The 12,223-nt window shown below is 47.4% G+C and carries 16 protein-coding genes, 1 tRNA gene and 2 pseudogenes; 1 reads left to right on the top strand and 18 read right to left on the bottom strand.

The annotated features are described in order from the left end of the window. Positions 1 to 632: C39 family peptidase (locus JCM10550_RS16055; RefSeq protein WP_172673948.1), on the bottom strand; the 632-nt coding region annotated here is incomplete at its 3' end. A 762-nt stretch (positions 633 to 1,394) separates the two neighbouring features. Beyond that, positions 1,395 to 1,799 carry a hypothetical protein gene (locus JCM10550_RS19345; RefSeq protein ID WP_172673947.1) on the bottom strand — a complete coding sequence of 135 codons (405 nt, stop codon included), beginning with the start codon at positions 1,797 to 1,799 and terminating at the stop codon, positions 1,395 to 1,397. A gap of 100 nt (positions 1,800 to 1,899) precedes the next feature. On the opposite strand from JCM10550_RS19345, the gene JCM10550_RS23930 reads away from it, so the two are divergent. Beyond that, a complete protein-coding gene (locus JCM10550_RS23930; RefSeq protein ID WP_245619415.1) occupies positions 1,900 to 2,283 on the top strand; it encodes a hypothetical protein in 384 nt (127 codons plus the stop codon). A gap of 333 nt (positions 2,284 to 2,616) precedes the next feature. Here the strand turns inward: JCM10550_RS23930 and JCM10550_RS16035 are convergent, their stop codons facing one another. The 16 genes and pseudogenes from JCM10550_RS16035 to JCM10550_RS15965 all read right to left on the bottom strand — a co-directional run bounded on the left by JCM10550_RS16035 (position 2,617) and on the right by JCM10550_RS15965 (position 11,952). Then, a complete protein-coding gene (locus JCM10550_RS16035; RefSeq protein WP_062400602.1) occupies positions 2,617 to 3,813 on the bottom strand; it encodes an MFS transporter in 1,197 nt (398 codons plus the stop codon). A 9-nt stretch (positions 3,814 to 3,822) separates the two neighbouring features. Continuing rightward, complete coding sequence (locus JCM10550_RS16030; RefSeq protein ID WP_172673945.1) at positions 3,823 to 4,470, bottom strand: FadR/GntR family transcriptional regulator; 648 nt, start codon at positions 4,468 to 4,470, stop codon at positions 3,823 to 3,825. 338 nt (positions 4,471 to 4,808) lie between these two features. Further along, positions 4,809 to 4,893: transfer RNA gene (locus tag JCM10550_RS16025), tRNA-Leu, on the bottom strand. A gap of 349 nt (positions 4,894 to 5,242) precedes the next feature. Then, positions 5,243 to 5,581, bottom strand: a complete 339-nt coding sequence (locus JCM10550_RS16015) for a hypothetical protein (RefSeq protein WP_062400598.1) — start codon at positions 5,579 to 5,581, stop codon at positions 5,243 to 5,245. Positions 5,582 to 5,703: 122 nt separating this feature from the next. After that, positions 5,704 to 5,895, bottom strand: coding sequence for a PAS domain-containing protein (locus tag JCM10550_RS23925; RefSeq protein WP_062400596.1), 192 nt, complete (start codon positions 5,893 to 5,895; stop codon positions 5,704 to 5,706). A gap of 192 nt (positions 5,896 to 6,087) precedes the next feature. Further along, positions 6,088 to 6,135: pseudogene (locus JCM10550_RS25455) on the bottom strand (hypothetical protein); the annotation flags it as partial. Positions 6,136 to 6,152: 17 nt separating this feature from the next. Further along, complete coding sequence (locus JCM10550_RS25450) at positions 6,153 to 6,359, bottom strand: hypothetical protein (RefSeq protein ID WP_062400594.1); 207 nt, start codon at positions 6,357 to 6,359, stop codon at positions 6,153 to 6,155. Positions 6,360 to 6,376: 17 nt separating this feature from the next. Continuing rightward, positions 6,377 to 6,814, bottom strand: coding sequence for a transporter substrate-binding domain-containing protein (locus tag JCM10550_RS25445; protein ID WP_218185271.1), 438 nt, complete (start codon positions 6,812 to 6,814; stop codon positions 6,377 to 6,379). A gap of 208 nt (positions 6,815 to 7,022) precedes the next feature. Beyond that, a complete protein-coding gene (locus JCM10550_RS23915; protein ID WP_245619413.1) occupies positions 7,023 to 7,361 on the bottom strand; it encodes a HAMP domain-containing sensor histidine kinase in 339 nt (112 codons plus the stop codon). A 16-nt stretch (positions 7,362 to 7,377) separates the two neighbouring features. Continuing rightward, positions 7,378 to 7,944 carry a PAS domain-containing protein gene (locus tag JCM10550_RS23910; RefSeq protein ID WP_245619412.1) on the bottom strand — a complete coding sequence of 189 codons (567 nt, stop codon included), beginning with the start codon at positions 7,942 to 7,944 and terminating at the stop codon, positions 7,378 to 7,380. After that, complete coding sequence (locus JCM10550_RS23905) at positions 7,913 to 8,701, bottom strand: PAS domain-containing protein (RefSeq protein ID WP_245619410.1); 789 nt, start codon at positions 8,699 to 8,701, stop codon at positions 7,913 to 7,915. The genes JCM10550_RS23910 and JCM10550_RS23905 overlap by 32 nt, the downstream gene beginning before the upstream one ends. Before the next feature lie 49 nt (positions 8,702 to 8,750). Next, positions 8,751 to 8,927 (bottom strand): annotated as a pseudogene (locus JCM10550_RS19340) (hypothetical protein); the annotation flags it as partial. Positions 8,928 to 9,128: 201 nt separating this feature from the next. After that, positions 9,129 to 9,338, bottom strand: coding sequence for a PAS domain S-box protein (locus JCM10550_RS15980; RefSeq protein WP_062400589.1), 210 nt, complete (start codon positions 9,336 to 9,338; stop codon positions 9,129 to 9,131). Beyond that, positions 9,313 to 10,566: a PAS domain S-box protein gene (locus tag JCM10550_RS15975; protein ID WP_062400587.1), complete on the bottom strand. Its 1,254-nt coding sequence runs from the start codon at positions 10,564 to 10,566 to the stop codon at positions 9,313 to 9,315. Before JCM10550_RS15975 ends, JCM10550_RS15980 begins: the two co-directional genes overlap by 26 nt. Before the next feature lie 50 nt (positions 10,567 to 10,616). Continuing rightward, complete coding sequence (locus JCM10550_RS19335; protein WP_157200378.1) at positions 10,617 to 10,934, bottom strand: hypothetical protein; 318 nt, start codon at positions 10,932 to 10,934, stop codon at positions 10,617 to 10,619. A 445-nt stretch (positions 10,935 to 11,379) separates the two neighbouring features. Next, a complete protein-coding gene (locus tag JCM10550_RS15965; RefSeq protein WP_062400583.1) occupies positions 11,380 to 11,952 on the bottom strand; it encodes an Hsp20/alpha crystallin family protein in 573 nt (190 codons plus the stop codon). Positions 11,953 to 12,223: the final 271 nt, after the last annotated feature.

Below are 12,223 nucleotides of genomic sequence, written 5' to 3'. Positions count from 1 at the left end.
AAAATATAGACATTGTTGTCCTCATATCCTGTTATTACAACAAAGTGTGTTCCACTAAGGGCATTGGAATTATAGAGATTGACATGTGCAATTACCGGGCGTCCTGCGTCAAGTTCAGAATTGATTTTATTCAAATCAGCTGGTTTATTGGTGTAATCCTGAGGTTCAAAACCCAGAATATTATCTGAGAAATCTGCAGCCCGTTGCCAATTAATTAAATCATAATTTGTAAATCCATTGTTTGAAATCAGCCAGTTATTTAATGACTTTGGTGTCACGTCCACACCATAGTATTTAAATACCATTGCTGTAGACGTTAATGCACATCCATAATTCCCTATTGTACCTGGATTTGGATTGCTTGCATACCCAAGCCTGTCGTCTTTCCAAGCTGAATCCCTCTGAGAGTATTGAGGAACATTGTAATTAACAACTGTAGAGGCATCAAATATCGTATCAACATCTGCATTGGCACTATTACTTGATACTAAATCTGAAGAAATGTTTAAAGAGTCTTCAAAGTGTGAAATATAAGTTATTGTAGATTCTGGCACCAATGTGGTTTCTGAAAAGACCAGATCTGGGGAGTTCGGGGGGGAGATTCCAGCAGTATCGATCGTATCAATTTCCACCGCCGCCACCATCGGCACCATCGCTACCAGTACACACACAATCATAAGATAGACTATCTGTTTCATCATCGTCACCACAAGGGGGGGAATATCACCACGGTTGAAAGCCTCTGCTCACCAAAAACGAGAGAAAAGTGATATAGAGCAAGCAATGTATGAAAACCAAAGCTGTTCAGAAAAACAGAGTGGTTCGTGTTGATATGTCAGTGGTGGTCGATGAATTAGATCTCGTCGGGGGGTCAGGTTATCCAAATACCGGGGTGGCATCCGATCCCTATGCAATCAGTGCATGATAAGACATGAAAAATATTTCGTTTTGATTGCAGTTTGTTCAACCAACATTCAAATTATAAAATACATAATATTGGGCCCTGCTGAATTCCCCAAATATAACAAAGAAAACAACAGATTGAACCACTTTCGTCGTTATATTTGAGGGATTCAACAGATCCAATATTTTAGACATATGTCTAAAAATTAAGACAATGATGAAAACACCCTCATGCCACTCCTCATATTTTCCAACGGATACGATAATGAATATTATATCAGGGAAATGTGTCACCATCTCCCCTTCAGTCACGGAACGGTGCAGACAATTCCTGTCCGGTTAGAAGAGAAACGTGTGCCCATCCTTCATCCTCAAAACATGGTAAGATCCGGCTCTCCCGAATAAAACCCGGTAAAATTTCGGTTCAGTACTTTACACTGACTGAGATCGACAAAATGATCCACTTTCCGGAAAAAGAGCCATACACGTATCTACCTCCGGGACGAGGCTTCGCGGAGCGCTTCGGCAGCCTTTGGATCGTGGGCGGCCAGGATAACCAGATCCGGCATCCTCTCCTTCAGCGCAAGCACCTTTGCGAAACCGGCCCGGAGCTGCTTGTGATCGCCCGTACCGGGGGGGAGCTCTCCACGCTCGAGCAACTCCACCCCGTAGGCAAGATCGCCGATGAAGAGCAGCGGCGGGGGGGCATCGTCACATCTCACCAGCATGGACAGCGAGCCCGGCGTGTGGCCCGGCGTCGGAAGCAGCACCATCGAGCCGTCACCCATCAGGTCGAAGGCATGGGTGAACGGTGCAATCGACGGGTCGTCTGTCGGCCGGAAGGAAATCTGTTCCCATTTTGCACCCGGTATTTCGATATCCCTGCGAAATATCATATGCCGTTCGGCATGGGGGCCGTAACATGTTCTCCCATTCCTCATTGCTCACCAGCAGTTCCGCCTGCGGGATTTCACGGATGCCGCCGACGTGGTCACTATGCAGGTGAGAAAAGACTGCTTTGCGTACATCTCCCGCAGAGTAGCCCGCCTTTTCGAGCTGTCCGGTCAGCGAATCGTCCGGAGCAATATGGAATCTGAAGAGGTGACGCATGAAAGTCCCGGTAACCCCCCCTTTGGGCCAAAAATCCGGGTCTGTCACGACAGCCCGGTTCTGGCCGGTATCAAAGAGAACCAGCCCGTCGGAGTGCTCGATGACATAGACATTGATAGGGATGGTCACCCACCGACGTCCGAAGAAAATCCACCAGAGAGCAGGTTTACGAGACCCGTGGATGTGTTCCCGGTGCACTTCGCCGGTGCCCATATTGATGACGGAGACGGATCTGATGGAACCCACACCCTCATGAGATGCCTTCTCTGAAAATGTTGCATTTCCAGTCATTCGGACTCTCCTCAATGGAACGGTTGCCTATTCGATTGTCCTACATTCTTCTCATAATATATATGGTGTGCGGGCTCTCTCCAAGACAAATCGACCCGATCTGTTCAGGATTGAACGGGATCCCATGTTCCGGTGCTATATATCACCAAAGAACCGAATGGACAGGCGAACCGGTATCATGGCGTTGATATCAGTCCCCCCCTTCTCATCCCGACAGATTCAGCCCCTCCATCACTCTCAGGGAATCGCCTCCGTAATGCCCGGCGGGATTAGTAGCACAAAATAATAAAATATTTATGAAGGCAAAAAACCTTACGCTGGCCTTATCTCTGTTTTAATATCGTTTCCGGCAAACCATCCAAAAAATCCAAGCAGAATGATTAATCCACAGAATATTATGACGGGCAATAACCAACTTTTAGATGTGTCATAGATAACACCCATTAAAATAGGACCAACAGCAGCAAGAAGATAACCAGCAGATTGTGACATACCTGATAATTCGGACGCCCTTACTGAATTGGGGGGGCTTCTTAGTGAAATAAAGGCAATTGAAAGGCTTATGCTTCCACCCATTCCCAATGCCATCAATGCTACTGAAAGTAATATTGACATTTGTGTCTGGCTAATTAAAAATAAAGACATCCCGCTGATGTATAAAAGGCAGGTAATAGACACAAGCCCTCTTTGATTTTTGAATTTATCACAGAGCAGAGGGATAATCAATGTTGCAGGAATAGCTACCAGCTGAAAAGCAAGTGCCATTGTTCCCGCAAAAGAATCTTTCATTCCCGTTGATATTATTATTGTGGGAAGCCATGCAACCAGTGAATAAAAAAGGAATGACTGAGTTCCCATAAATAATGTAACCCACCACGCAGTCGGGGATTTCCATATTGATGTAGCGCTGGCACCACCTGTAGCGATATGATTCACATTACTATTTCTTTTTGCTTTAAATTGTGGCAACCAGATAAGTAACGTTATGGCCGTTAAAACAACCCAAAATGCAAGCGCGTTTTTCCAGCCTAAGTCTAAATCTTTTGCTAACGGAATACTTAATCCTGCACCAATTGCTGCAAAGGTGCACATACCGGACGTGTAAATACTCGTCATCAAACCCACTTTATCTGAAAATTTTAGTTTAATTATACCCGGAATTAAAACATTTCCAATAGCAATTCCAATCCCAAGAAAGGTTGTACCAATAAATATCCCTATGAGATTTGTGTAAGAACGTACCAGTCTCCAATTAAAATGAAAAACAGTCCAAATGCCATCAGTTTTCCATAGCCCAGTTTTTGAGAAGATTTTTGCAACAAATGGGGGGGAAACAATTGCAAATGTAAGCAACGGAAGGGTCGTTATAAATCCCACCATACCACTGGAAAACATAGAGTCTGCCTGTATCATTCCGACAACAGATCCAACAGCGGTGATTGGTGCACGAAGGTTAAATGAGATAAAAATAATTCCAATAATTATAAGTATTTTTTCATATCCTCTCATAATTATTCCTTATAATTCAATAATTTTTGATATTGTTTCTTTTGCCTTTTTGCTGTCCTTATTTTTAATTGCAGCAAAAAGTTCGTTATGTAAAGTATCCACATATTCCTGATCATATGTGTGAGCAGCAAGTTTTTCGGCAATAAAATCATTAAAATATTGTGAAACGTATTGATACATGTTGATTAACAAACGATTGTGTGTGGCAAAAGCAATGGCAGTGTGAAATGCCAGATCTGCTTTTGTATTTTCCCTAACGGTATCTGATGCGATATTACGCTGGCATAATTTTCGTTCTATTTGTGCGATATCATCTTCAGTGGCATGTAACGCAGCAGAAACAACGACATATTCCTCAAGCAGATTCCGCACTTCCTGAATTTCTTGTTTCTCAGTCTTACTTAGCAAGTTAAATAACTCAACCTGGAGTCTTTCCGTTGCCACTACATACGTTCCATCACCCTGGCGTGCCTCTAATAGTCCTGCATGAATGAGAGCCTGTACAGATTCACGAATTGTGTTTCGGCTAACACCAAAATAATCAACAAGTTTTGGTTCAGTAGGGATTTTTTCGCCGATTTTATATTCGCCGGATTGTATTTTTTTTTCTAATTCATCGGCTATTTGTTTTGTTAATGAATATTTTATGGGCTTCATGACGATTCCTCCAATCATCCGATGTATGCGTCAGTGATTCTATATGCTTAAACGTATGGATATGTTCAGACTATTAGCGAAAACCAGGCAATAGCACTGGGACGTGACTGCCGCAGCGGTCGTGAGCGTCTGGTGCATCCTTACATGTGCGCAGGTCAGGAAAGGAGACCGTTGCCCCCGAAGGGTGAGCGGCCGTTTTCATGAAACAAAAGGGATTGAATCGGATTTGCCTCTTTTGAAAAATATCCGGTTACGACGAATAAGGTGAGATTATGGAGAGAAAATTTGATTTGCCTAACCAGGGTAATGACAAAAATAATTACTCTACCAATCAAAAATGCGAGGGAAGGGATTCGAACCCTCGAATACCTGCGTAACTGGATCTTAAGTCCAGCGCCTTTGGCCTGGCTTGGCTACCCTCGCACAGAAAAAACCGGTATACCCAAACAGGAATCCGGGAAATTAACTTAAGTGCGTCCCATGTCGAAGCATTGGGTTACTATACCGTGTGTTTTACAGGGTAAAAAATGTGGTGGAGTGATATGACGGGATTATGGGATACGGACGGGATCGTATGGGAAATAAAACCGTCCACCTACTCCTGCATCAGAATGTTTTGCCGGCGCGGTATTTCTCACACCGGGCATTTCCCCCCGCCCGGTTTCCTCCTCCGTTTTCATCAGACGCCGATATGTGGATGTGAGCAAACGGGCACCAATCGGGATTACAAACACTCAGTAATCTTCATCATCATACATTTCCAGGTGCTTCTTCAGAAATTCCCGGATTTTTGAAGATTCGACCATCCCTGATCCAGTTTGTTGATTAACCCATCGATTATCGTCACCTGTTCGAAAATGATCTCATTTGAATTATCAAAATCCATATCCGTCACCCCGGAGATCACCATGAGCGGATTTCTGATCTCATCATTGAGAATTGCCAGTTGGCTGAGATTTTCTTCAATCTTTTTCAGGGCATCCGTCTCAACACGATGGGATTCCCGTTCTTTCGTGATATCACGTGCGAGCTGGAGAATATATTCCTTCCCTTCAAATTTCAGAAGACGCGTCTTGACATACACCGGGAATACCGACCCGTCTTTTGTCACATGCTCCGCATCATATGAGATCTCCCCCCCGTGCTCTCGGGCAAGTTTTTCAATGACGCTATCCCCCCCTCAGAGGAACCATTCCGGGAAATCTCCACCATATTTTTCCCCCCATCAGTTCATCACGTATAACCGAGACGGTTGCAGGCAGTATCATTCACCTCAATGATTCTGCCGGTCTCCTCTTTTGAATCAGATTCGCAAAGGAATACCCCCTCATTTATTGAATTGAACAGTACCTGGAATTTGTCCTTACTTTCCTGTAGTTTTGCCTTCACCCTCTTCTGCTCTGCCAGTTCATCCTCCAGCTCCAAAGACGTTTTGGCGAGTTTTTTCCTCAGGGAAAGCGACCAGAACAGCGCGAAAGCGAGAATGATTACTGCAGGCAGAAGAACAAAAATTACAATATTTATCAGGGTGGCAAAGAATTCGCGTTCCTCATATACCCCAAACCATGTGTCATATATCTCATCATACCTGCCGTTTTCCTTGATGATCGCAAGACCTTCATTGATAGCAGGAAGAAGACTGCTTGCATCTGAGGATGCGGCAATGCGGTATTCTTTTGTTTCTATCGGGGGGGACCGGTCGTTTTTACACCGGGAATTCCATACGTATTGATCAGATATGCACCATGCAGCTTTGAGATGAGAGCTGCATCATGATTTCCCGAAGCAACAAGCAATAACGCTTCATACTGATTTTTTACGGGAATAATGGTATTCGAATTGTTGATACCGAGGGCATACTCATGCATAATGTCCCCCCCCTCCTCCACAACAATCTCCCGGCCTTTCAGGTCTTCAGGCCCCCCCTGATATCCGAGTCTTCCCTCACATAAATTGCATGTGAAACCAGGATATACGGCTTTGAAAAGTTGACATACACATCACGTTTCTCAGAGTAGAACATGCCACTCATGAGATCAATTTTGCCGCTTTCGACATCGCTTTTCACTTCCTGCCAGGGCCCGGGCCGGATACTGATATTAAGAGACATCTCCTCTGCGACTGCATTCATGATATCGATATTAAAACCGGCCGGCCTTCCGTTATAGTCGACATACTCATAGGGGGGAAAATATTCATCAGCACCGACAATGAGCACATGATCGTCACCAGACGAGGCAGATACCGGGGGGGAGATACCAACAGAGAGGAATAAAAAAAGAATGAGTGAAACGGCAATACAATACCTGAAGCCCTTTATGGAACAGAAATGCGCACCGAACATATGGTCTAGAATAATTTCCATTTTGATGGACATTTTATCAGGCCTTTTCAGGAATTCTCCCCTGGGTTAATAATCGTAAAATGATTTCATATTAAATAAACATCCCCCAAACAATTATTTCAATCATAAGAGATCACCATCCAACATGCTCTCCTGAAATACCGTGTTTTGCCGGATTCGTCCAGGAATATCATCGAATACCATAGGCTCACACCCCTCCGAACCTGAACATTCCTTCAGGCACGTGAATCTCAAATCGTGCCCCGACTCCGGGCGTTCCTGTCTCAGTTATAGTAAGACCGGTGATAGTGAGAATCTCACCGGACAAAAAGAGCCCAAGCCCGGAGTTCTTGAAATACTCTCTCCTGAATATCTTCCCCTTGGCATCCGTGGGGATTCCCACCCCCCCGTCGTCCTCACAGAAGATGATGAGCTCGTCAGGTTTCTCTTCGGTATAAAACGAGATCTCCGTGATGGTTTCCCCATGCTTCACCGCATTATCGATCAGATTGTAGATCACCTTCTCAAAGAGCGGGTCGGCAAACACCTCCACACCCCCCCAATCATGTTGACAATCCTGACGGCTTCAAATGATGCGTCTGCCCCCCCACACGTTCGATGACACTGCCCACATTAAACCAGTCGGGCGCCTGTTCGCCAAGATCCTTATAATATCCCGTGAATGTGATCTGCCTCTCTATCGTATCAACTGCTCCTGAGACCTTTTCAAGATAACCCTCCGTCTTTGTGCCCGGAGGGATCTCATCTTCAAGCTCGATCATCTCGAGGTACCCGGCAGCACCCGTGATCTGGTTGAGGATGTCATGGCGGGTGATGGTCGATAAGAGATTGAGTTTCCGGTTGACCTCCCGTATTGCGTCTTCGGACTTCTTGCGTTCCGTGATGTCCCGTCCGATCCCCAGCACACCCGTCACATTCCCTTCCGGACCGTACATCGGCGTCTTGATCGTCTCAAGGATTGTACGCTTACCATCAGCGGCGAATGTGATCCATTCCTCATTTACCGTGGGTTTTTCTGCAAGAGCAGCCTCTAGATCTTTTTCGCGGAAGGAATCGGCCTGATACCTGTCAACAAAGTCATAGTCGGTCTTTCCAAGAATCTCGCTCACCTTTGCGCCGAAGAACCTCTCGAACATCGCATTGCAGGCGAGATATCTGCTTTTCATCCTTGAGCCAGACGAGGTCGGGTATTGTCTGGATGAGAGTGCGCAGGCGTCCCTCGCTCTCCCCGAAGAGCCTCTTCGGTCTGTTTACTCCCGGTGATGTCACGGGAGATGGTGCAGGAATATTCCTCACCGTCAAAACAATGCGGTACTTGAGGATATCGACCGGATATGGTGTCCCGTCATTATGCCGGTGTACGGATTCAAACCGGTAATATTCCTCTTCCACAAGTTTTGACCACATCAACTCCCACTCTGCACGACTGAGCAGCGGATTGATATCGAAGACGGTCATACTTATCGGGGGGGAATCGGGTTCAATCCCAAACACCGTGCGTGCATGGGCATTTGCATAGATGATCAGACCGTCTTTGTTTACAAAATAGATCTCGTCCGGAGAGTGATCAAATGCAAACTGTGTTCTCTTAAGCAGGGTTTCGGCCTCCTTTCTCCGGGTGATATCATCAATGATAAACCGTGCACCCTCAGGGGGTATCCCCCCCGACAGTATCGGTGAGACATGGGCCCTGAGATACACCTCCTTTCCCCCCCAGACCGAGGTATATTCCAGTTCAGTTTCGGGATATTCCGCACCATTTTCGATCACATCCCTCAGAATGTCTGCAAATCCAACCCGGATGAGATTCACGGTCTCCAGAAGATTGACCTCCGCCGTCTGTTCAGTCGAGGGAGAGCCAAGCATCTCTGCCACCCTGTTGTTCACATAGGTGATCCTACCTCACGGTCACAGCTCAGGATTCCGATGGGGGGGCATTGTCTGCAAGATCCCGATACTTCTCCTCTGATATCCGTATCTCCTCCGCCATCAGTTTCCGGTCATTGATGTCCTGGATCTGGACGAGGTATCCCAGGATGGAATCCACAGAACTCTTCAGCGGGGTTATCATCACATTCAGCCAGAAGGTCCCCCCCCGGCGGGATGTGGGGGTACAGGTTCAGTTCATGGATTTTCTCGAAATCAAAATTCGCCTCGTACCTGAGAGTTTTCCCTTCTGCAATCAGTCTCTTTCCCTCGTCAGTGAGGTTGGGGTCTTCATAGAGGGAGAAACCGGAGACGGACTCCAGACTCTCCACACCAAAAAGCTCAAGACAGGCAGGATTTGCATGAATCAGGCACCGGCAGAGTCAAAGAGTTCAATTGCAATCGGAGAGGTATCATATATCGCCCGGTACTGCTCCTCACTTTTCCGGAGTGCTTCTTCCGCCCGTTTTCTTTCGGTAACATCCCGTGCAACCCCCCCGATAATCACCTCACGGCCGTTCCACCATCCATGGGTGATCTTTGTCTCGACATCAATGAGACTCCCGTCCTTTGCCATTACCGGAACAGAGCAGGAATCCCCGTGTTCCTGCAATTATTTCCGCAACATTCCTGCGAGCCTTTCCCCCCCGTCCCTCTTCATGGTGCAGGAGTGTGATGTCCTTTCCGGCAAGTTCGTCCTCACGATAACCGAGCCTTCGAATCACCGTCTCGTTCACCCGGATGATCGTTCCCTGCCTGTCAAGGATGAAGACCATCTCACCAAGCGAATTGAAGAGCACATCAAGATTCTTTGCATTCCTCTTCCCCCCCTCTTCCTCAACTGCAAACCTCTCGAACGTGCTCCCAAGCTCTGCACCGGCTGAAAGAAGTATCTCCTTCTCGTCACTCGAAATATCATGTCGCTTATTATTTGCGACATTCAGGGCTCCTACGATTCTGCCCTTCGCAACCAGAGGGACACTTATTAACGAAGAGAAGCCTGAAATTCGAGCAATTCCCGGTGACAATTCGGTGACATTGCCGGAGATGATGGGACTTCCATCGATGAACAGTGAACGGTAGGGCGGCTCATCCGTTGGCACCTCTGCCACTTCTTCGAGCATTTCATCAGGGATATGTACGGAATACACAATTGATGCGGTCCGTGTATCGGGGGGGTCGACGATATATATTCCACCGGCATCATAGTCCAGGAGCGAGAGGATTGAATCAAGAACATTTCTGAAGAGGGAGTTGAGATCACGGGCTTCATTCGCGGTCGTGATTATTTCATTGAGTACAGAGAGCCTCTTAGAATTCCACGAGAGCCTCGCATTTGCCTCCCTGAGGTCCTCCTCCATCGTCTTCAGTCGGGTGATGTCGGTAAGAATTCCCTGTACACCGATCACTTCCCCCCCGTCCCTGACCACCGGACGACCCCCCCACGTCTGCACCCAAATGAAACCACCTCCTTTTTTGAGAATGCGATAGTCTTTCGGGCATTCATTTCCCAAGAGAACGGAGTGAAACTCTTTGGAGCGTTCTGCCCGGTCATCGGGATGCACAAACGCGGTATAATACTTCCCGATAAGTTCCGGCACCGCATACCCGATTATCGAACTGATATTCGGCGTGAGGTAGGTGATCCGTCCCTTTGTATCAATCACAAAAAGGATCTCATTCAGATTTTCTACAAGAGAGCGATATTTCTCCCTGCTTTTCCTGAGATCTGCTTCGGCTTTCTTCTTCTCCGTTATATCCTGGTGAACCGAGAGGATGCATGGCCGCCCGTCGTATGTGATCATGAGACCGGATAACAGCAGGATTTTGTGTACTCCTGTGAGGGTGATGACCTCTATCTCATAGTCAGAGACAATGCCCCCCCGGCTCCTGATCTCACCCAGCCATTCATCCCTCTGCTTTGGATCATCCCAGATGTCAGAGATATCGAATCCCCGAAAATCTGCCCCCCCTTCCGCATCAAGGAGCTGAGGGCCGTTTTATTTACCAGAACTACCTCACCTTCTGGCGATATGATGCTCATTGATATCGGAATCTCGCATAGGATACGCCGGAACTCTTCTTCGCTCTCTCTCAGCCGGTTTCGGGCCTCTGTCAGCTCTTTCATCCCTGAAGAGAATTCATGTCCTTCTGCTGCATCCCTCTCTGTCATTGTATCCCGTTTCCCGGAGGCAAAATTCAATATTAATCCTGATTTCACTGAGGCAATTAATATTCGCATGATTCCATGCTCATCGTTCGGCGATGCATCATTGCCCGTATAAGCCCCCCCTTTTGTACCCACATCCAGTAAAAATATGTTTAATCCTGGTTGGAGCATCTGGTTTCAGAAGCATGAGGGCCGAATTACTATTCATACAGGGAAAGAACAGATACAGGGGATACATCGATGATATCACGATTCAGAGAGAATCACGAAAGCGTTCATGCCGGAATCCGAATCGAAATGAAAACCCTTTGACTGCGGCATGAAAAAGACCTGCAACCCCCCCCATTCAGTTGAAAATAAAGATGAAGGGGTGCCTCCCCCCCGAAAGGATCCGGGGGACAGAAGGATTCACCTCGCCGGACACCCGTTCTCCAGACTACTGCAACACTTACTCAATCGCAATCCGCCGCTTCATCTCAAGAGCGCTGGACGGGAGTCTGACCTCCAGCACCCCCCCGTTTCTAAAGGATGCCTTCGCGCCTTCGGTGGTCACGGCACGCGGCAGGGGGACGATGCGGGATATGGAGCCGTACTTCCTCTCGTGGAGGTAATACCTCTCCGCACCCCCCCTTTCTCCCTGCTCTCCCTCAGCCTGCGCTCCTTCCTCTCCCGGCATGCCCTCTTTCACTTCGCGTTCTTCCTTGCGTTCGCAGGTAATCTCCAGCGCCTTGGGGGGGGAGATCAGCTGCATCGATATATTCTCCTTCTCAATCCCCGGCATCATGTCCGCAGCGACAATGACCTCATTTTCATCCTGGGTCACATCCACCTGGAACCCACCGAACCCCCCCACTTCCCGGAAGAGGGGCACTATCTCAGCACGCTGCTCTGCCTCGGGCAGAGCGAGGGAAGAAGGAGAATAAAAAGAAGACGACGGCACCATGCTCATGAGCTGATCCATCTCACGTCTCATCTCTTCAAACTCGTCATAGACCGACCATCTGTAGGGTCTTCGCATCATACACACTCTCCTCCTGCATACCCGGCATCGTTTACGTAACCAGTGTCTCCCGTGTGGCATCGCCATGCGCAGAACCACACCCCGGATATCGCAGGGATACCCCCCCGATCATGTCAGACAAGATATTTAAAGGATGTGTCTGCCGGAAAAAACAAAGAATACTTCACCCGTATTTTTGTTCAATCATCCGGGATATCCCGTTTTTTACTATCTGGCCCGGCTTCTGTACACCCTGCTCCCCCCCAGAGGAAAAAACCGGTAAATTGCTCAT

Source organism: Methanogenium cariaci JCM 10550 (genome assembly GCF_001315945.1).
GTDB lineage: Archaea > Halobacteriota > Methanomicrobia > Methanomicrobiales > Methanomicrobiaceae > Methanogenium > Methanogenium cariaci.
This window is presented reverse-complemented; position numbering and strand designations above follow the sequence as displayed.

Bases quoted from the DNA above. Each gene is read 5' to 3' on its own strand.
- JCM10550_RS19345 (WP_172673947.1), bottom strand. From the start codon at position 1,799: ATGATATTTCGCAGGGATATCGAAATACCGGGTGCAAAATGGGAACAG.
- JCM10550_RS23905 (WP_245619410.1), bottom strand. From the start codon at position 8,701: ATGCTTGGCTCTCCCTCGACTGAACAGACGGCGGAGGTCAATCTTCTG.
- JCM10550_RS16030 (WP_172673945.1), bottom strand. From the start codon at position 4,470: ATGAAGCCCATAAAATATTCATTAACAAAACAAATAGCCGATGAATTA.
- JCM10550_RS16035 (WP_062400602.1), bottom strand. From the start codon at position 3,813: ATGAGAGGATATGAAAAAATACTTATAATTATTGGAATTATTTTTATC.
- JCM10550_RS23930 (WP_245619415.1), top strand. From the start codon at position 1,900: ATGCAGGTGAGAAAAGACTGCTTTGCGTACATCTCCCGCAGAGTAGCC.
- JCM10550_RS15980 (WP_062400589.1), bottom strand. From the start codon at position 9,338: ATGGCAAAGGACGGGAGTCTCATTGATGTCGAGACAAAGATCACCCAT.
- JCM10550_RS15975 (WP_062400587.1), bottom strand. From the start codon at position 10,566: ATGATCACATACGACGGGCGGCCATGCATCCTCTCGGTTCACCAGGAT.
- JCM10550_RS25445 (WP_218185271.1), bottom strand. From the start codon at position 6,814: ATGTTCGGTGCGCATTTCTGTTCCATAAAGGGCTTCAGGTATTGTATT.
- JCM10550_RS15965 (WP_062400583.1), bottom strand. From the start codon at position 11,952: ATGATGCGAAGACCCTACAGATGGTCGGTCTATGACGAGTTTGAAGAG.
- JCM10550_RS19335 (WP_157200378.1), bottom strand. From the start codon at position 10,934: ATGACAGAGAGGGATGCAGCAGAAGGACATGAATTCTCTTCAGGGATG.